General features: G+C 53.3%; 14 protein-coding genes and 1 pseudogene. 12 read left to right on the top strand and 3 right to left on the bottom strand.

The features are described from left to right. Window positions 1–69: 69 nt before the first annotated feature. The 3 genes from OGV38_RS18435 (at window position 70) to OGV38_RS18445 (ending at window position 2857) form a co-directional block, all read left to right on the top strand. Window positions 70–1050 (top strand): IS5-like element ISKpn26 family transposase, encoded by a 981-nt coding sequence (locus OGV38_RS18435; RefSeq protein ID WP_000019450.1) that lies wholly within the window; start codon window positions 70–72, stop codon window positions 1048–1050. Window positions 1051–1238: 188 nt separating this feature from the next. Beyond that, window positions 1239–2333 carry a porin OmpD gene (gene ompD, locus OGV38_RS18440; RefSeq protein WP_269517274.1) on the top strand — a complete coding sequence of 365 codons (1095 nt, stop codon included), beginning with the start codon at window positions 1239–1241 and terminating at the stop codon, window positions 2331–2333. An 83-nt stretch (window positions 2334–2416) separates the two neighbouring features. After that, complete coding sequence (locus tag OGV38_RS18445) at window positions 2417–2857, top strand: GFA family protein (protein ID WP_029139539.1); 441 nt, start codon at window positions 2417–2419, stop codon at window positions 2855–2857. On the opposite strand, the gene OGV38_RS18450 is transcribed toward OGV38_RS18445, so the two are convergent. Continuing rightward, window positions 2858–4345: an MFS transporter gene (locus OGV38_RS18450; RefSeq protein WP_047417428.1), complete on the bottom strand. Its 1488-nt coding sequence runs from the start codon at window positions 4343–4345 to the stop codon at window positions 2858–2860. Between the two features lie 117 nt (window positions 4346–4462). Between OGV38_RS18450 and OGV38_RS18455 the strand changes: the two genes are divergently transcribed. From OGV38_RS18455 to OGV38_RS18485, 7 genes are all read left to right on the top strand, one after another. Further along, on the top strand, window positions 4463–5041 hold the full coding sequence (locus OGV38_RS18455; RefSeq protein ID WP_047417424.1) for a TetR family transcriptional regulator: 579 nt from the start codon (window positions 4463–4465) through the stop codon (window positions 5039–5041). Window positions 5042–5253: 212 nt separating this feature from the next. Then, the gene (locus OGV38_RS18460) at window positions 5254–6639 is read left to right on the top strand and encodes a NarK family nitrate/nitrite MFS transporter (protein WP_286474369.1); all 1386 of its coding nucleotides are present in this window, start codon (window positions 5254–5256) and stop codon (window positions 6637–6639) included. A 113-nt stretch (window positions 6640–6752) separates the two neighbouring features. Next, window positions 6753–10493 (top strand): nitrate reductase subunit alpha, encoded by a 3741-nt coding sequence (locus OGV38_RS18465; protein ID WP_286474373.1) that lies wholly within the window; start codon window positions 6753–6755, stop codon window positions 10491–10493. Beyond that, window positions 10490–12034 (top strand): nitrate reductase subunit beta, encoded by a 1545-nt coding sequence (gene narH, locus OGV38_RS18470; protein WP_016156550.1) that lies wholly within the window; start codon window positions 10490–10492, stop codon window positions 12032–12034. Before OGV38_RS18465 ends, narH begins: the two co-directional genes overlap by 4 nt. Beyond that, entirely contained in the window at window positions 12034–12729 is a 696-nt protein-coding gene (narW, locus tag OGV38_RS18475; protein WP_016153117.1) for a nitrate reductase molybdenum cofactor assembly chaperone, read from the top strand. Before narH ends, narW begins: the two co-directional genes overlap by 1 nt. Further along, a complete protein-coding gene (narI, locus tag OGV38_RS18480) occupies window positions 12726–13406 on the top strand; it encodes a respiratory nitrate reductase subunit gamma (RefSeq protein ID WP_149381950.1) in 681 nt (226 codons plus the stop codon). Before narW ends, narI begins: the two co-directional genes overlap by 4 nt. 135 nt (window positions 13407–13541) lie before the next feature. Then, complete coding sequence (locus OGV38_RS18485) at window positions 13542–14435, top strand: PhzF family isomerase (protein WP_269517272.1); 894 nt, start codon at window positions 13542–13544, stop codon at window positions 14433–14435. 57 nt (window positions 14436–14492) lie between these two features. On the opposite strand, the gene nhoA is transcribed toward OGV38_RS18485, so the two are convergent. Then, entirely contained in the window at window positions 14493–15338 is an 846-nt protein-coding gene (gene nhoA / locus OGV38_RS18490) for an N-hydroxyarylamine O-acetyltransferase (protein ID WP_269517271.1), read from the bottom strand. Between the two features lie 157 nt (window positions 15339–15495). Here nhoA and OGV38_RS18495 point away from each other — a divergent pair, with 157 nt between their 5' ends. Then, on the top strand, window positions 15496–16068 hold the full coding sequence (locus tag OGV38_RS18495) for a flavin reductase family protein (RefSeq protein ID WP_181545738.1): 573 nt from the start codon (window positions 15496–15498) through the stop codon (window positions 16066–16068). 220 nt (window positions 16069–16288) lie between these two features. Next, a pseudogene (locus tag OGV38_RS18500) lies at window positions 16289–18265 on the top strand (alkyl/aryl-sulfatase). A gap of 38 nt (window positions 18266–18303) precedes the next feature. Here the strand turns inward: OGV38_RS18500 and pptA are convergent. After that, window positions 18304–18531, bottom strand: a complete 228-nt coding sequence (gene pptA / locus OGV38_RS18505; RefSeq protein ID WP_016156554.1) for a tautomerase PptA — start codon at window positions 18529–18531, stop codon at window positions 18304–18306. Window positions 18532–18553 lie beyond the last annotated feature (22 nt).

The raw sequence follows: 18553 nt of genomic DNA on the forward strand, positions 1-18553 counted from the left end.
GGGAAGGTGCGAACAAGTTCCTGATATGAGATCATCATATTCATCCGGAGCGCATCCCAGAGGGACATCATGAGCCATCAACTCACCTTCGCCGATAGTGAATTCAGCACTAAGCGCCGTCAGACCCGAAAAGAGATTTTCCTCTCCCGCATGGAGCAGATTCTGCCATGGCAGAATATGACCGCTGTCATCGAGCCGTTTTATCCCAAGGCGGGCAATGGCCGACGGCCCTATCCGCTGGAGACCATGCTGCGTATTCACTGCATGCAGCATTGGTACAACCTGAGCGACGGTGCCATGGAAGATGCCCTGTACGAAATCGCCTCCATGCGCCTGTTTGCCCGATTATCCCTGGATAGCGCCCTGCCGGATCGCACCACCATCATGAATTTCCGCCACCTGCTCGAGCAGCATCAACTGGCCCGTCAATTGTTCAAGACCATCAATCGCTGGCTGGCCGAAGCAGGCGTCATGATGACCCAAGGCACTTTGGTGGATGCCACCATCATTGAGGCACCCAGCTCTACCAAGAACAAAGAGCAGCAACGCGATCCGGAGATGCATCAGACCAAGAAAGGCAATCAGTGGCACTTTGGCATGAAGGCCCACATTGGTGTCGATGCCAAGAGTGGCCTGACCCACAGCCTGGTCACCACCGCGGCCAACGAGCATGACCTCAATCAGCTGGGTAATCTGCTTCATGGAGAGGAGCAATTTGTCTCAGCCGATGCCGGCTACCAAGGAGCGCCACAGCGCGAGGAGCTGGCCGAGGTGGATGTGGACTGGCTGATCGCCGAGCGTCCCGGCAGGGTAAAAACCTTGAAGCAGCATCCGCGCAAGAACAAAACGGCCATCAACATCGAATACATGAAAGCCAGCATCCGTGCCAGGGTGGAGCACCCGTTTCGCATCATCAAGCGGCAGTTCGGCTTCGTGAAAGCCAGATACAAGGGGCTGCTGAAAAACGATAACCAACTGGCGATGTTATTCACCCTGGCCAACCTGTTTCGGGTGGACCAAATGATACGTCAGTGGGAGAGATCTCAGTAAAAACCGGAAATAACGCCAGAAATGGTGGAAAAAATAGCCTAAATAGGCTGATTCGATGTGTTTGCGGGAAAAAAATCGGCCCAGATCCGCGAAATTTTAATCAGCGAGTCAGCTTGGGAAGAAATGACCTGCTTATTCGCACCTTCCTTAGGAAACACACCAAGAAATAATTATAAGGATTATTTAGAATGAAACTTAAATTAGTTGCAGTGGCAGTGACTAGCCTGTTGGCGGCAGGTGCGGTAAACGCAGCTGAGGTATATAACAAAGACGCAAACAAACTGGACCTGTACGGTAAAGTTCACGCTCAGCACTACTTCTCTGACGATACCGGCAGCGATGGCGACAAAACTTACGCGCGTCTGGGCTTCAAAGGCGAAACTCAGATCAACGACCAACTGGTTGGTTTCGGTCAGTGGGAATATGAATTTAAAGGCAACCGTTCTGAAAATCAGGGTTCCGACAAAGATAAAACCCGTCTGGCATTCGCTGGTCTGAAATTCGCTGAATACGGTTCTTTCGACTACGGTCGTAACTACGGCGTAGCTTACGACATCGGCGCATGGACCGACGTTCTGCCAGAGTTCGGTGGCGATACCTGGACCCAGACTGACGTCTTCATGACTGGTCGTACTACTGGCGTTGCAACCTACCGTAACACCGACTTCTTCGGTCTGGTCGAAGGTCTGAACTTTGCCCTGCAGTACCAGGGTAAAAACGATCGTAGCGCCGACAAAGAAGCTAACGGCGACGGCTTCGGTCTGTCAACTACCTATGAGTACGATGGCTTCGGCGTAGGTGCAGCCTATGCGAAATCTGACCGTACTGACTCCCAGAACAACCACAGCGGTCAGTTCAAAGCTGACGGTAAGAACGCTGAAGTTTGGGCTGCTGGCCTGAAATATGATGCGAACAACATCTACCTGGCAACCACCTACTCCGAAACCCGTAACATGACTACCTTTGGTGGTACTGTTAAAGGTACTGAGATCATCGGTATTGCAAATAAAGCACAGAACTTTGAAGCTGTTGCTCAGTACCAGTTCGACTTCGGTCTGCGTCCGTCCGTTGCTTACCTGAAGTCTAAAGGTAAAGACATCAACGGTTACGGCGACCAGGATCTGGTTGAATACGTAGACCTGGGTGCTACCTACTACTTCAACAAAAACATGTCCACCTTCGTTGATTACAAAATCAACCTGCTGGATGCCAACAACTTCACAAGAGCTGCCGGTGTAAGCACTGACAACATCGTTGCTGTTGGTCTGAACTACCAGTTCTAATTTTGTTGTAGTCTGAATACAAAGCCAGTCCTTCCAGGGCTGGCTTTTTCTCTTAATGTAGACTCGGTCATAAGGAGTATGCCGTGCAGACATTCACTGGTCGTTGTCTTTGCGGGCAGAGTCATTTTACCGTCGACGTCGAAATGCTGGATGTCTATGCCTGTCATTGTACGCTGTGCCAGAAGTGGTCAGGTGGCATCGCTATGTATCTGGAAGCCAGCGTTCAGCCGCTGATGTCGCCGGATTCAGCAGAACCTTCGCACTTCCCATCTTCAAATCGTGGTGAACGTTTTTTCTGTTCCGGTTGCGGGTGCCCGCTGTGGTTTACCCTAACGGGCAGCGATCGTTATTTTGTGCCGTGGACGCTGCTGGAGCTGAATGAGGTGGATCGCCGCCGCCTGGTTTTAGCGGCAGAGATCTATACGGAAACACAGCCTGCGTTCTGGAGGCTGACGGGGCAATACGCTCGACTGAGTGGAAAAGAAGTCGAAGAGATGGATTACCCCTGTCATTTAGCCCATTAGTTATTGACGCTGTACCTTTGCCAGACTGAACCACATTCCTACCGCTAATACGATAAGCATGCTGCCGGCGCTGCTTAAGGCCACGCTGTGCGACCAGGTAAAAGCTTCTTTAGCAGCCGACAGCAACGCCTCACTCAGCGACGACGGGAGCGAATGTGCCAGCTGCACCGCCTCACCCATTGACGATGAGGCTCGTTCTATCTCCTGTGGATTAAGTCCGACAGGCGGCAGAATCGAGGCTGAAAAGCTGCGGCTCAACAACAAACCAAAGATAGCGATCCCAAGCCCGGCCCCCAGTTCATAAGCCATTGTCTCAATGGCGCCCGCGGCTGCGGCTTTTTCTGCCGGGGCTGCCGCCATGATAGCCGCCGTTGAGGCCAGCAGCGCACTGGCGGCGCTGAAACCGAGCAAAGCCATTAATATCCACGCTTGAATCTGCTGAGTACTGAAATCCGTCATCGCCAGGCCGTAAAAACTGACGGCGCTAAGCGCCATACCCGCCGTTGCCACACAACGTAATCCCAGGCGTGACACCAGCATACCGGCAATGGGGCCGCTGAAGCCGCTTGCCAGCATCACCGGCAGCATAAACAATCCCGCCTGATACGGTGTTAAACCATGAACAAACTGTAGCTCCTGAGCCATCAGTAACTCGAAACCCACCAGAGTTATCATGGCGGTCATCGCCATCACAACGCCGCTTAAGATGATACGATGCGTGAACAGCCGCATATCAATCATCGGGCGGGAAGCAGCGAGCTGAATGCGGACAAACTGCCACAACAGTAACGCGCCGGTTAACAGCGTCAACGCAATGGCAGCGGTCGCCGTATGCCCTTTCAGCGCGGTTTTAGCGCTGTAAACCAGCAGCAGAATGGCGACAATCAACATTACCGCATGACCGAAATTTAACGACTGATCGCGACGTCCGGCCTGGCGCGGCACTAAGCGTGCGGTTAAGGCCATTACCACCAGGACAATCGGCACATTAATTAAGAACACGGATCCCCAGTAGAAGTGCTCCAGCAGCATTCCACCAACCAGTGGGCCAAATGCCGCACCGCCGGAACCCACGGCCGCCCAGACACCGAGCGCCATATTGCGATGCCGTTGCTCAGCGAATGTGGCGCGAATACCCGCAAGCGTTGCCGGAACAATCATCGCCGCCCCAATCGCCAATACGGCCCGAGTGGCAATCAGCCAACCCGCGCTGTGGGCAAAGGCAGCGGCCAGCGATGCGAGGCCAAATAATCCGCCCCCTAACAGCAGCAAACGTTTAAAGCCGATACGATCGCCCAGCGCGCCCATTGGCAATACCATTCCGGCCATTACCAGAGAATAAATATCAATGATCCACAGCAGCTCGTTACCACTGGCACCCAGCGTCATACTCAGCGTGGGCGCGGCAACGTGCAGCACCGTTGCATCAATCGCAACAGGGATGTAGACCAGTACAATAATGACTAACGTTAACCACTGACGAAACATAAAACTCCCTAACGAAACTGAAACTGGACACGTGTCCAGCTTTAGCGATCCTACGGAAATTTGAACGTATGTCCAACTTTTTGTTAGACTGCGTGCTATACGGGCAAAGGAGGAAAGATGAGCTATCTGAATCGGGACGAACGTCGGGAAGTTATTCTGCAAGCGGCCATGCGTGTCGCGCTTGAGGAAGGATTTACTGCTATGACGGTGCGGCGTATTGCCACGGAAGCTCTGGTGTCCACCGGGCAGGTACACCATCACTTTACCTCTGCGGGTGAGTTAAAATCCCTCGCGTTTGTGCAACTGATACGGACCCTTCTTGATGCCGAACAGGTCAGTGATAACGCCAGCTTCCGCGAACGACTGCATGCTATGTTGGGCAGCGAAGATGGCGGGTTCGAACCCTACATTAAACTGTGGCGCGAAGCGCAGGTCCTGGCGGATAAAGATCCGGAAATCAAAAGCGCCTACCTGCTAACCATGCGGATGTGGCATGAAGAAACCGCCGCTATCATCACTCAAGGACAGAGTGCAGGTGAATTCTCAGCAATACCGGATGCGGCCGAGGTGGCCTGGCGCTTAATCGCATTGGTTTGCGGCCTGGATGGCATCTATGTCTTAGGCATTGAGGAAATGGCCGACCCTGCATTCGAACGCCATTTGGATCGTATGATTACGTTAGAGTTAGTTAATTGATGTTATAGATGAATTAATAATACATCTTTTATTTTTACAATTGGTAACACTTAAGCAACATGTAATTCCCTCATCACGCCGCGTTATTGCGCTTTTTTATCTATTCTTTCAGTCAATATTCCCAAAACTTTTCAATAGTTTCTAAAAAGAACTCGCGCGGCGCTGTGTGCGTTTATTTCTTTTTCATGAACGGCATGGGCATGGAGAATAATATGTCAGCATCAAATGAGAAAAATAATCGTTATCTTTTAACTGACTGGAAACCGGAGAACCCCGCCTTTTGGGAAAACAAAGGTAAGCATATTGCACGCAGAAACCTCTGGATATCAGTAAGTTGTCTGTTGCTGGCGTTCTGCGTCTGGATGTTGTTTAGCGCCGTGGCCGTCAATCTGAATAAAATTGGTTTTAATTTCACTACTGACCAACTGTTTTTATTAACGGCATTGCCTTCTCTTTCTGGCGCAATATTGCGCGTCCCCTACTCCTTTATGGTACCTATATTTGGTGGGCGCCGGTGGACCATTTTTAGCACGATTATTCTGGTTATTCCCTGCGTCTGGCTCGGTTTTGCCGTGCAAAATAACGCTACTCCGTTTGGCGTATTTATTATCATTGCGCTGATGTGTGGTTTTGCTGGCGCAAACTTTGCCTCCAGCATGGGTAATATCAGCTTTTTCTTCCCCAAAGCGAAACAAGGCAGCGCATTAGGCGTTAACGGTGGTCTCGGCAACCTTGGCGTCAGCGTGATGCAGTTGATCGCGCCGCTGGTGATCTTTCTGCCTATCTTTACCTTTTTGGGCGTACAGGGCGTACCGCAAGCCGACGGCTCGTTATTGTCGCTGGCCAATGCCGCATGGATTTGGGTTCCGTTACTGCTGATAGCCACCTTAGCAGCAGGCATGGGAATGAACGATATTGCCAGTTCGAAGGCCTCAATTGCTTCCCAGTTGCCGGTCCTCAAACGTTTTCATCTGTGGTTATTAAGCCTGCTGTATCTCGCCACCTTCGGTTCATTTATCGGCTTTTCGGCAGGCTTTGCCATTCTGGCGAAAACTCAGTTCCCGGACGTGAATATCCTGCAACTGGCGTTCTTCGGCCCCTTCATCGGCGCTCTTGCGCGATCGGCAGGCGGCGTGATCTCTGACAAATTCGGCGGTGTGCGCGTCACGTTAATTAACTTCATCTTTATGGCGCTGTTTAGCGCCCTGCTGTTTCTCACCTTGCCAGGGTCAGGCGAAGGAAACTTTGTCGCCTTCTACCTGGTGTTTATGGGCTTGTTCCTGACTGCGGGTCTGGGAAGCGGCTCAACCTTCCAGATGATCGCGGTGATCTTTCGCAAAATCACCATATACCGGGTCAAGCTGCACGGTGGTACTGAAGAACAGGCCCAACGTGAGGCGGTAACCGATACCGCTGCCGCGCTGGGATTCATCTCTGCTATTGGCGCTGTGGGGGGCTTCTTCATCCCCAAAGCGTTTGGTTCATCGCTGGCGCTGACCGGCTCTTCGGTGGGCGCAATGAAAATATTCCTCGTGTTTTACATCGTCTGCGTGCTGGTGACCTGGCTGGTCTATGGCCGTAAATCACAAAAAAAATAACAAAATGGATACCGTAGGATCGGACAGTTCGCTAGGCCGGATAAGGCGTTAACCGCCATCCGGCCTAGCGTTCGATTCACCGTCGGCAATATTCTCAAAGCAGGAGTTATGTCATGAGTAAACTGTTCGATCGCTTTCGCTACTTTAAACAAAAGGGCGATACGTTTGCCGATGGGCACGGGCAAGTGATGCACACCAACCGGGACTGGGAAGACAGCTATCGTCAGCGCTGGCAGTTCGACAAAATTGTGCGTTCTACCCACGGCGTTAACTGTACCGGCTCATGCAGTTGGAAAATCTACGTCAAAAACGGACTGGTGACCTGGGAAACGCAGCAAACCGACTACCCGCGTACCCGCCCTGACCTGCCAAATCATGAACCCCGTGGCTGCCCGCGCGGTGCCAGCTACTCCTGGTATCTTTACAGCGCCAACCGTCTGAAATATCCCCTGGTGCGTAAACGACTGATCGAACTGTGGCGCGACGCCCTGTCCCGCCAGCCCGATCCGGTGCTGGCCTGGGAATCCATTATGAACGACCCGCAAAAATGCCAGAGCTACAAGCAGCTACGCGGGCGCGGTGGTTTTATCCGTTCCAACTGGAAAGAGCTTAATCAGCTCATTGCTGCCGCCAACGTCTGGACGGTGAAAACCTATGGCCCGGATCGCGTGGCCGGGTTCTCCCCGATCCCTGCTATGTCGATGGTCTCCTATGCCGCAGGCACACGTTATCTTTCGCTACTGGGCGGAACCTGCCTGAGCTTCTATGACTGGTACTGCGATTTACCGCCTGCATCACCGATGACCTGGGGCGAACAGACCGATGTTCCAGAATCCGCCGACTGGTATAACTCCAGCTACATCATCGCCTGGGGGTCAAACGTGCCGCAGACCCGTACCCCGGATGCGCACTTTTTTACTGAAGTACGCTACAAAGGCACCAAGACGATTGCCATTACGCCGGATTACTCGGAAGTCGCCAAACTGTGCGACCAGTGGCTGGCCCCCAAGCAAGGGACAGACAGCGCCCTGGCGATGGCGATGGGCCACGTCATCCTGAAAGAATTCCACCTCGACAATCCCAGCGATTACTTCATCAATTACTGTCGTCGCTATACCGATATGCCGATGCTGGTTTTGCTGGATGCCCGGGAAGATGGCAGCTACGTGCCAGGGCGTATGATGCGCGCCTCAGACCTTGTCGATGATCTGGGCGAAAGTAACAATCCGGAGTGGAAAACCGTGGCCTTTAACACTGCTGGCGAACTGGTGGTCCCGAATGGGTCTATCGGTTTTCGCTGGGGCGAGAAAGGTAAATGGAACCTGGAGCCACTGGCGGCTGGCGCTGAAACAGAACTTTCCCTCTCGTTGCTTGGTCAGCATGATGAAGTGACCGGCGTGGCATTCCCCTACTTCGGCGGCAACGAAAACCCACATTTTCGCAGCGTGAAACAGGAACCCGTGCTGATTCGTCAACTGCCGGTAAAACATCTTACCCTCGCCGACGGCAGCCGTTGCCCGGTGGTAAGCGTCTATGATCTGGTGCTGGCGAATTACGGCCTCGACCGCGGTCTGGATGACGCTCATAGCGCGCAAGATTACAGCGAAGTGAAAGCCTACACCCCGGCCTGGGGAGAGCAAATTACCGGTGTCCCTCGTCGTCATATCGAACAAATCGCCCGTGAGTTTGCCGATACGGCGCACAAAACGCATGGCCGTTCGATGATTATCCTCGGGGCTGGCGTCAACCACTGGTATCACATGGATATGAACTACCGTGGAATGATTAACATCCTCGTGTTCTGCGGTTGTGTGGGACAAAGCGGTGGCGGCTGGGCACATTATGTGGGTCAGGAGAAACTGCGTCCGCAAACTGGTTGGTTGCCGCTGGCCTTTGCGCTGGACTGGAACCGCCCGCCGCGTCAGATGAACAGCACTTCGTTTTTCTACAATCACTCCAGCCAGTGGCGTTATGAAAAACTCACCGCTCAGGAACTCCTCTCTCCGCTGGCTGACGCGTCGAAGTTTAGCGGACATTTGATCGACTTTAACGTGCGGGCAGAAAGAATGGGCTGGCTGCCGTCCGCGCCGCAGCTCAACCTCAACCCTCTGAGCGTCAAAGCAAAGGCAGAACAAGCGGGAGTGTCGCCTGCACAATACACAGCACAGGCGCTGAAATCGGGTGAAATTCGTTTTGCCTGCGAGCAGCCGGATAGTGGTAACAACCATCCGCGTAATCTCTTCGTCTGGCGCTCTAACCTGCTCGGCTCCTCCGGTAAAGGGCATGAATACATGCTCAAGTATCTGCTGGGTACCGAAAGCGGGATCCAGGGGGAAGCGCTCGGTTCAAGCGAAGGTATTAAACCTGAAGAGGTGGAATGGCAGTCCGCGGCGATAGAGGGCAAGCTTGATCTGCTGGTAACGCTCGATTTCCGTATGTCGAGTACCTGCCTGTTCTCCGATGTCGTTTTGCCGACCGCCACCTGGTATGAAAAAGACGATATGAACACCTCGGATATGCATCCGTTTATTCACCCGCTGTCGGCGGCGGTCGATCCTGCGTGGGAATCGAAGAGCGACTGGGAAATTTATAAAGGCATCGCCAAAGTCTTCTCTGAGGTTTGCGTCGGGCACCTTGGGCAAGAAACGGATGTGGTATTGCAGCCGCTGCAACACGACTCCCCGGCAGAACTGGCGCAGCCGTTTGACATTCAGGACTGGCGTAAAGGCGAATGCGATCTCCTCCCGGGGAAAACGGCGCCCAATATTGCCGTTGTGGAGCGTGACTATCCCGCCACCTACGAACGCTTCACTTCGCTCGGTCCGCTAATGGACAAGCTCGGTAACGGCGGGAAAGGTATTACGTGGAATACCCAAGCGGAGGTCGATTTCCTCGGCAAGCTGAACTACACCAAACGCGAAGGTCCGGCGAAAGGCCGACCACTGATAGACACCGCGCTGGACGCGTCTGAGGTGATCCTCGCCCTGGCACCGGAAACGAACGGTCAGGTGGCGGTGAAAGCCTGGGAAGCGCTGGGAGCGATGACCGGACGCGACCATACGCATCTGGCGTTGAACAAAGAAGACGAGAAAATCCGTTTTCGCGATATTCAGGCGCAGCCGCGCAAAATCATCTCCAGCCCCACCTGGTCCGGGCTGGAAAGTGAACATGTCTCCTATAACGCAGGCTATACCAACGTCCACGAGCTGATCCCGTGGCGCACCCTGTCCGGTCGCCAACAGTTGTACCAGGATCACGCGTGGATGCGAGCGTTTGGTGAAAGTCTGGTGGCATATCGTCCGCCTATCGATACCCGTAGCGTCAGCAATATGCGCGAAGTTCCGCCTAACGGCTTCCCGGAAAAAGCGCTCAACTTCCTGACTCCGCATCAGAAATGGGGGATCCATTCTACCTACAGCGAAAACCTGCTGATGCTGACGCTGTCGCGCGGTGGCCCCATTGTCTGGATCAGTGAAACCGATGCTAAAGAGCTGGGCATTGAGGATAACGACTGGATTGAAGCCTTTAACGCCAACGGCGCGCTCACCGCACGGGCTGTGGTAAGTCAGCGCGTGCCGCCGGGAATGACCATGATGTATCACGCTCAGGAGCGAATCATGAATATCCCAGGCTCGGAAGTCACCGGTATGCGCGGCGGGATCCATAACTCAGTCACCCGCGTCTGCCCGAAACCCACGCACATGATCGGCGGCTATGCGCAACTGGCATACAGCTTCAACTATTACGGCACGGTCGGCTCTAACCGCGATGAGTTCATCATGATTAGAAAAATGAAAAATATTAACTGGCTGGATGATGAAGGTCGCGATCAGGTACAGGAGGCGAAAAAATGAAAATACGCTCACAGGTAGGCATGGTTCTTAATCTGGATAAGTGCATCGGCTGCCACACCTGCTCCGTCACCTGTAAAAACGTCTGGACCGGGCGTGAAGGGATGGAATATGCGTGGTTTAACAACGTCGAGACCAAGCCAGGCATTGGTTACCCGAAAAACTGGGAAGATCAGGAAGAGTGGCAAGGCGGCTGGGTTCGCGATGTTAACGGGAAGATAAGGCCGCGCCTGGGCGGCAAGATGGGCGTTATCACCAAAATTTTTGCTAACCCGGTGATCCCGCAAATCGATGATTATTACGAACCCTTTACCTACGATTATCAGCATCTGCATAGCGCGCCGGAAAGCAAGAATCAGCCCACCGCACGTCCGCGTTCGCTGATAGATGGCAAACGGATGGACAAGATTATCTGGGGTCCTAACTGGGAAGAGTTGCTCGGCGGTGAGTTCTCAAAACGTGCCCGCGACCGTAACTTTGAGAAAATGCAAAAGGAGATGTACGGGCAATTCGAAAACACCTTCATGATGTATTTACCGCGCTTGTGCGAACACTGCCTGAACCCAAGCTGTGTCGCCACCTGCCCGAGCGGTGCCATCTATAAGCGTGAAGAAGACGGCATCGTGTTGATCGACCAGGATAAATGTCGTGGCTGGCGCTTGTGCATCAGCGGTTGTCCGTACAAAAAAATCTACTTTAACTGGAAGAGCGGTAAATCAGAGAAGTGCATTTTCTGCTACCCGCGTATTGAGTCCGGCCAGCCGACGGTATGTTCGGAAACCTGCGTGGGACGCATCCGCTATCTTGGCGTATTGCTGTATGACGCCGACCGCATCGAAGAAGCAGCCAGCACCGAGCATGAGACCGATCTCTACGAGCGTCAGTGCGATGTGTTCCTCAATCCGCACGACCCGGCGGTCATTGAAGAGGCGTTAAAACAAGGTATTCCGCACAACGTCATCGAAGCGGCCCAACGTTCGCCCGTTTACAAGATGGCGATGGACTGGAAGCTGGCGCTGCCGCTGCACCCGGAATACCGCACCCTGCCGATGGTCTGGTATGTACCGCCGTTGTCGCCGATTCAGTCGGTCGCTGACGCGGGGGGACTGCCGCACAATGGCAACATTCTGCCAGCGGTTGAATCACTGCGAATTCCGGTTCAGTACCTTGCCAACATGCTTAGCGCGGGCGATACCGGTCCGGTACTGCGGGCGCTAAAACGAATGATGGCCATGCGCCATTATATGCGTTCGCAAACCGTAGAAGGCGTTACGGACACCCGCGCGATTGAGGAAGTGGGTCTGACCGTTGAGCAGGTTGAAGAGATGTATCGCTATCTGGCCATCGCCAACTATGAAGACCGCTTCGTGATCCCAACCAGCCACCGTGAAATGGCGCGTGATGCGTTCCCGGAGAAAAACGGTTGCGGATTTACCTTTGGCGACGGCTGCCATGGCTCAGATACCAAATTCAACCTGTTTAACAGCAGTCGCATTGACGCCATCGACATCACCGAAGTGCGCGATAAAGCGGAGGGTGAATAATGCAAATCCTGAAGGTTATCGGCCTGCTGATGGAATATCCCGACGAGTTGCTGTGGGAGTGTAAAGACGAGGCGCTGGCGCTTGTGGCCAGCGATGCCCCAATGCTTACCGAATTTAGCCAGGGGCTGCTCAATGCGCCATTACTGGATAAACAAGCCGAATGGTGTGAGATATTTGACCGGGGCCGGGCCACCTCTCTGCTGCTGTTTGAGCACGTGCACGCCGAGTCTCGCGATCGGGGCCAGGCGATGGTTGATCTGTTGGCGCAGTACGAAAAGGTCGGACTGCAGCTCGACTGCCGCGAACTGCCGGATCATCTGCCGCTGTATCTTGAGTACTTAAGCGTGTTGCCGGAAGCGGAGGCTAAAGAAGGATTGCAGAACGTGGCACCGATTCTGGCGCTGCTGGGTGGGCGTTTGAAACAGCGTGATACGCCGTGGTATCAACTGTTTGACGCCCTGCTACTGCTTGCCGGAAGCCCTCTTTCAAGTGACAGTGTCACTAAACAGGTTGGCACGGAAACCCGCGACGATACCCGACAGGCGCTGGATGCCGTCTGGGAAGAGGAACAGGTGAAGTTTATCGAGGATAACGCCACCGCCTGTGACAGTTCACCGTTACAAAACTATCAACGACGCTTTAGCCAGGACGTGGCACCTCAGTATGTCGACGTCAGCGCGGGAGGCCCGAAATGATACAGTACCTGAACGTCTTTTTTTACGATATCTACCCGTACCTCTGTGGCACGGTGTTTATCCTCGGCAGTTGGCTACGCTATGACTACGGGCAATACACCTGGCGAGCCTCTTCCAGCCAGATGCTGGACAAACGCGGCATGGTGTTATGGTCAAACCTGTTCCACGTCGGCATTCTGGGGATCTTTTTCGGGCACCTGTTTGGCATGTTAACCCCGCACTGGATGTATGCCTGGTTCCTGCCGATTGCGGTAAAGCAGCAGATGGCGATGATCGCCGGTGGGCTCTGTGGCGTGCTGACGCTGGTCGGTGGCGCTGGCTTGCTGGTACGTCGTTTGACCAATCCGCGCATTCGTGCAACCTCCTCCACTGCCGATATCCTGATCCTCTGCGTTCTGCTGATTCAGTGTATCCTCGGCTTAACCACCATCCCATTCTCTGCGCAGCATCCTGACGGCAGTGAAATGCTGAAACTGGTAGGTTGGGCGCAGTCGGTGGTGACCTTCCAGGGCGGCGCGTCTGCGCATCTGGATGGCGTGGCATTGATTTTCCGTGTGCATCTGGTTCTGGGGATGACTATCTTCCTGCTGTTCCCGTTCACACGCCTGGTTCACGTGTGGAGCGCGCCGTTTGAGTACTTTACCCGCCGCTATCAAATAGTGCGTTCACGCCGATAAATCCGCATTGAAATGTCGGGTGACGACACGCCTTATCCGGCCTACAACCAGGCACCGTAGGCCGGATAAGATAGCGATCATCGCCATCCGGCATTTTGCACGTTATGATGCTTCTCCATTCCAGGGAGAACGTTAATGAAACCACAGGTTTACCACGTCGATGCCTTTACCTCGGTACCCTTTCGCGGCAATTCAGCAGGCGTGGTTTTGCATGCTGACGGACTGAGCGAAGCGCAGATGCAACTCATTGCTCGCGAGCTGCGTCATTCGGAAACCGCTTTCCTGCTGACCAGCGACGACAGCGATGTTCGCATCCGCTATTTCACGCCGACGGTAGAAATTCCTATCTGTGGGCATGCTACCGTCGCTGCACATTATGTGCGGGCAAACGTGCTTGGTTTAGGCAACAGTACAGTCTGGCAAACCTCGCTGGCTGGTCGTCATCGGGTGGATATCGAAGCTACCGGGAAAGACTATCGTATCAGCCTTGAGCAAGGCGTACCCGGATTTGAACCTCCGCTGGAAGGGGCTATTCGTGGTGCGATTATCGAGGCCCTACACCTGAGCGAAGACGATATGCTGGCAGGCTTGCCGATTCAGGTTGCTACCACCGGGCATTCGAAAGTGATGATTCCGCTCAAGCCCGAGGTGGACCTCGACGCCCTTTCCCCTGATTTGCAGGCTTTGACAGCCATTAGCCAACAAATTGGCTGTAACGGCTTCTTTCCTTTTCAAATCCGCCCGGGCGAAAACGCCACCGATGGCCGCATGTTTTCGCCTGCAATTGGGATTGTGGAAGACCCGGTTACCGGCAATGCCAACGGTCCAATGGGCGCGTGGTTGGTTCACCATGGGCTGATGGCGCATGATGGGAAAACGTTACGTGTTCAGGGACATCAGGGCCGTGCGCTCGGGCGCGACGGTATTGTTGATGTGACGGTGACTATCCGTGATAACCAGCCAGAAAAAGTCACCATTACCGGTTCGGCGGTGATCCTGTTTCACGCAGAATGGGCGATAGATTTTTAATTGTTCCCGTAGGCCGGATAAGGCGATTACGCCAATCCGGCACTAATCCCGATGCCCCTATTTCCCCGCCTCCGGATGCGTATCAAACGCCGCCATTACCGTCGCCAGCTCATCCTGGGTAAACCCATGCTTCACGTCATCCACGCCCAGGCCAAACCGCTCCTGCAACAAGGCATACAGGCTGGGGACGTCAGGCAGATTAATCTGTTCTACCGCGTGTCCATCCTGATAATGGGTGAAATGAAAATTGGTTAACGTTAATTTCCCGCCGTCAGGCAGATGACGACACATCAGCAAATGATGGCGAAAATGTGATTGCGGCCAGTGAGCGGACCAGAAGTTGCCTATCAGATAATCGCTCTGATGCTGGACGACCAGGTCGAAACGGTACATTGATTGCCAGTGTTCGTGATGACAGAACTGTAGGATCCAGTCTTCACCTTCCTGAATCAACCGATACTCGCCGTGTGGTGTCTTCTGCTCAATGTTCGCCTGCAGACGAATCGGCGCCGTCAGCGTCTGCCCGCCGAAACCAACGTCGGCGATCCACCGCTCTCCCTGCAACTCAACCAGCAACAGACGATGCGTGCGTGGTGGCAGGCTTGACGGGTTCGCCAGTACCACACGTCCGAGCAGACTGCGTACGGTAAAACCGATTTCGCGTAGCGCTCGCTCAAATACTCCGTTCTGTTCAAAACAGTAGCCGCCGCGACGCGCCGTCACCAGCTTCTCCTCCAATGACAAATCGTCAAGCTGCATCTCTCTTGGAAGCAATACATCCAGGTTTTCAAAAGGTATGGCGGCGTTGTGCAGTAAATGCAGCGCCCGTAAGGTTTCAATGTTGACCCTGGCCAAATCTGACCAGCCAATACGGGCAAAATAAGCGGTTAAAAAAGGCGTCATACGGAGTTCCTGTTCGATTAATGCAGTACTTATAGCGCATTTTTAATTTTGCGCCGTCGATTTTGTGCGTTGTTCCTCCAGACGAGGCGACAAAATCTCTAATACCGTTAATATCTATGTTTATTGTGGTGTGTTATCTCTCAGCCAAGGAGCATCCATGAGCCATTTTCGTCCGATCGAATTAAAACATGCCAGTCGGTTGCTAAATCACGGCCCAACGATATTAATCACCAGCCGGGATGAGCATACCGAGCGGCGAAATGTGATGGCTGCCGCGTGGTCAATGCCCGTGGAGTTTGAACCACCGCGGATCGCGATTGTTGTCGACAAGACCGCCTGGTCACGTGAGCTCATTGAACGTAGCGGCAAATTCGGCATCGTTATTCCGGGCGTTGCCGCCGCCAACTGGACCTGGGCCGTAGGCAGCGTTTCCGGTCGTGTGGAAGATAAATTCAACTGCTACGGCATTCCCGTGGTGCAGGGACCGGTACTGGGTTTACCGCTGATTGAAGCAAAATGTCTGGCCTGGATGGAGTGTCGCCTGTTGCCTGCCACTGCGGCACAGGAAAAATATGACACGCTGTTTGGTGAAGTGGTCTCGGCTGCCGCTGATGAGCGAGCCTTCGTGGAAGGACGCTGGCAGTTTGATGATGGCAAGCTCAATACCCTGCATCACCTTGGGGCCGGAACGTTTGTCACCAGTGGAAAAAACATTACTGTAGGTGAATAACGATGTACAAACGGATGGCAGGACTCTCCTGTCATCCTCGATAATTTGCATCCCCCTTAAAAATCAGCCAGATAAAGCATATTCCTTCGCTTTCTTGCTGAATCATTCGCATGAATTATAGTTATTCCTGCACTAACTCTAATATCTCTTCAAAAGGCTATCCGTCAACGCAGCACAGCATCCCCCAACTGTACTTATAAAGTGTCAGAGAGGTTTTACGATGCAACTTAATAGAATCGCACAAAGTTTTATACTTGCTGGGTTACTCACATCGTTTGCTGTTCCCGTTATGGCCGCTGAAGCCCCCAAAGACGCAACCGCCGCCACGCAACAAGTCAACAACGCGCTATACAACCAATTGCCATTCTCCGATAACACCGACTTTACCGATGCCCACAAAGGCTTTATCGCTCCGCTCCCGCAGGAAGTGATCAAAGGCGAACAGGGAAATGTTATCTGGAATCCGCAGCAATACGCGTTCATTAAAGAAGGTGATAAAGCGCCGGATACGGTAAACCCAAGCCTGTGGCGCCAGTCCCAGTTGATCAACATCAGCGGGCTGTTTGAAGTAACGGATGGCGTTTACTAGATCCGTAACCTCGATCTGTCGAATATGACCATTATTGAAGGTAAAGAAGGCATCACTGTAGTTGACCCGCTGGTTTCAGCAGAAACGGCTAAAGTCGGGATGGATCTTTACTTTAAAAATCGCGGTCAAAAACCGGTTGTCGCGGTGATTTATACCCACAGCCACGTTGACCATTATGGTGGCGTACGCGGTGTTGTTGATGAAGCCGACGTTAAAGCGGGCAAAGTAAAAATTTATGCGCCAGCCGGATTTATGGAAGCGGCGGTCGCTGAGAATATTATGGCCGGTAACGTCATGAGCCGCCGTGCGAGCTATATGTACGGCAACCTGCTAAAACCTGATGCCAAAGGTCAGGTCGGCGCGGGACTGGGAACCACGACCTCCGCAGGAACCGTTACCCTGATTGCGCCAACGAATATCATTGAGAAAGATGGACAAAAAGAGGTCATTGATGGCCTGACCTATGACTTCATGCTGGCTCCGGGTTCTGAAGCACCTTCGGAAATGCTGTGGTTCATCGAAGAAAAGAAACTGATTGAGTCTGCTGAAGATGTCACTCACACCCTGCATAACACCTACTCTCTGCGCGGGGCCAAAATCCGTGAACCGCTGCCGTGGTCTAAATACATCAACGAAGCGATTGTACGCTGGGGTGATAAAGCCGAAGTACTGATGGCGCAGCACCATTGGCCAACCTGGGGTAATGACAAGGTGGTGGGTCTGCTGAAAAGCCAGCGCGATCTGTATCGATACATCAACGACCAGACGTTGCGCATGGCCAACGAAGGTCTGACCCGCGATGAAATCGCTGCGAACTTTAAGCTGCCGGACTCACTGGCCCATACCTGGGCTAACCGTGGTTACTATGGCTCCGTTAGCCATGATGTAAAAGCGACCTATGTGCTCTATCTTGGCTGGTTTGACGGCAACCCAGCCACGCTGGATGAACTGCCGCCGGAAGAATCTGCGAAGAAATTTGTCGACTATATGGGCGGTGCGGATGCCATTCTGCAAAAAGCACAAGCTGACTATGACCAGGGTAACTACCGCTGGGTGGCTCAGGTAGTGAGCAAAGTGGTGTTTGCCGATCCGAATAATCAGGCCGCGCGTAATCTGGAAGCTGATGCGCTTGAGCAATTGGGGTATCAGGCTGAATCCGGGCCGTGGCGTAACTTCTACCTGACCGGGGCGCAAGAACTGCGTAGCGGCGTGGTCAAAGGCCCAACGCCGAATACTGCCAGCCCGGATACCGTTCGCGCCATGACGCCGGAAATGTTCTTCGATTATCTGGCGGTACATATCAACGGACAAAAAGCGGGCGATGCGAAATCAGTATTTAACATCGACCTCGGCAGCGACGGCGGTAAATACAAGCTTGAGCTGGAGAATGGCGTACTGAACCATACCGCCAATGCCGAAGCGAAAGATGCCGACGCCACGATCACGCTGAATCGCGACACGCTGAATAAAATTATCCTCAAGGAAGTGACGCTGAAACAGGCACAGGACAGCGGAGATGTGAAGATAACTGGCGACGGTGCCAGGCTTGATGCCATGCTCGGCTATATGGATAAGTTCGAGTTCTGGTTCAACATCGTTACACCGTAAGCACAACGAAAACGGGCGGAAAATCCGCCCATTTTGTCTTACATGCTGTAGCCGGGTTTTTTAATCAACCTGGCCATCTGCGGCGCAATCTCCGCATCCCACACGCCCTGCCACGCCTCGGGCTCAATTTCATTAAGCGCCACACTCACTGAACTGTCTTTGCTTTGCAAATGACGAATAATGACGTCGGTAATATCCGCCGCCAGCGCGGATTTTTGTTCGTCGTTCAGGTCGCGAGGAAAACATTTGATATCGACGTGCGGCATAGCAGATTCCTTATTGTTTTGG

This window comes from Citrobacter sp. Cb080 (assembly GCF_030334745.1).
GTDB lineage: Bacteria > Pseudomonadota > Gammaproteobacteria > Enterobacterales > Enterobacteriaceae > Citrobacter > Citrobacter braakii.

Excerpts from the sequence above, each read along its gene's own strand:
- OGV38_RS18435 (WP_000019450.1), top strand. The coding sequence starts at position 70 with ATGAGCCATCAACTCACCTTCGCCGATAGTGAATTCAGCACTAAGCGC.
- ompD (WP_269517274.1), top strand. The coding sequence starts at position 1,239 with ATGAAACTTAAATTAGTTGCAGTGGCAGTGACTAGCCTGTTGGCGGCA.
- OGV38_RS18450 (WP_047417428.1), bottom strand. The coding sequence starts at position 4,345 with ATGTTTCGTCAGTGGTTAACGTTAGTCATTATTGTACTGGTCTACATC.
- OGV38_RS18455 (WP_047417424.1), top strand. The coding sequence starts at position 4,463 with ATGAGCTATCTGAATCGGGACGAACGTCGGGAAGTTATTCTGCAAGCG.
- OGV38_RS18460 (WP_286474369.1), top strand. The coding sequence starts at position 5,254 with ATGTCAGCATCAAATGAGAAAAATAATCGTTATCTTTTAACTGACTGG.
- OGV38_RS18465 (WP_286474373.1), top strand. The coding sequence starts at position 6,753 with ATGAGTAAACTGTTCGATCGCTTTCGCTACTTTAAACAAAAGGGCGAT.
- narH (WP_016156550.1), top strand. The coding sequence starts at position 10,490 with ATGAAAATACGCTCACAGGTAGGCATGGTTCTTAATCTGGATAAGTGC.
- narW (WP_016153117.1), top strand. The coding sequence starts at position 12,034 with ATGCAAATCCTGAAGGTTATCGGCCTGCTGATGGAATATCCCGACGAG.
- narI (WP_149381950.1), top strand. The coding sequence starts at position 12,726 with ATGATACAGTACCTGAACGTCTTTTTTTACGATATCTACCCGTACCTC.
- OGV38_RS18485 (WP_269517272.1), top strand. The coding sequence starts at position 13,542 with ATGAAACCACAGGTTTACCACGTCGATGCCTTTACCTCGGTACCCTTT.
- nhoA (WP_269517271.1), bottom strand. The coding sequence starts at position 15,338 with ATGACGCCTTTTTTAACCGCTTATTTTGCCCGTATTGGCTGGTCAGAT.
- OGV38_RS18495 (WP_181545738.1), top strand. The coding sequence starts at position 15,496 with ATGAGCCATTTTCGTCCGATCGAATTAAAACATGCCAGTCGGTTGCTA.
- pptA (WP_016156554.1), bottom strand. The coding sequence starts at position 18,531 with ATGCCGCACGTCGATATCAAATGTTTTCCTCGCGACCTGAACGACGAA.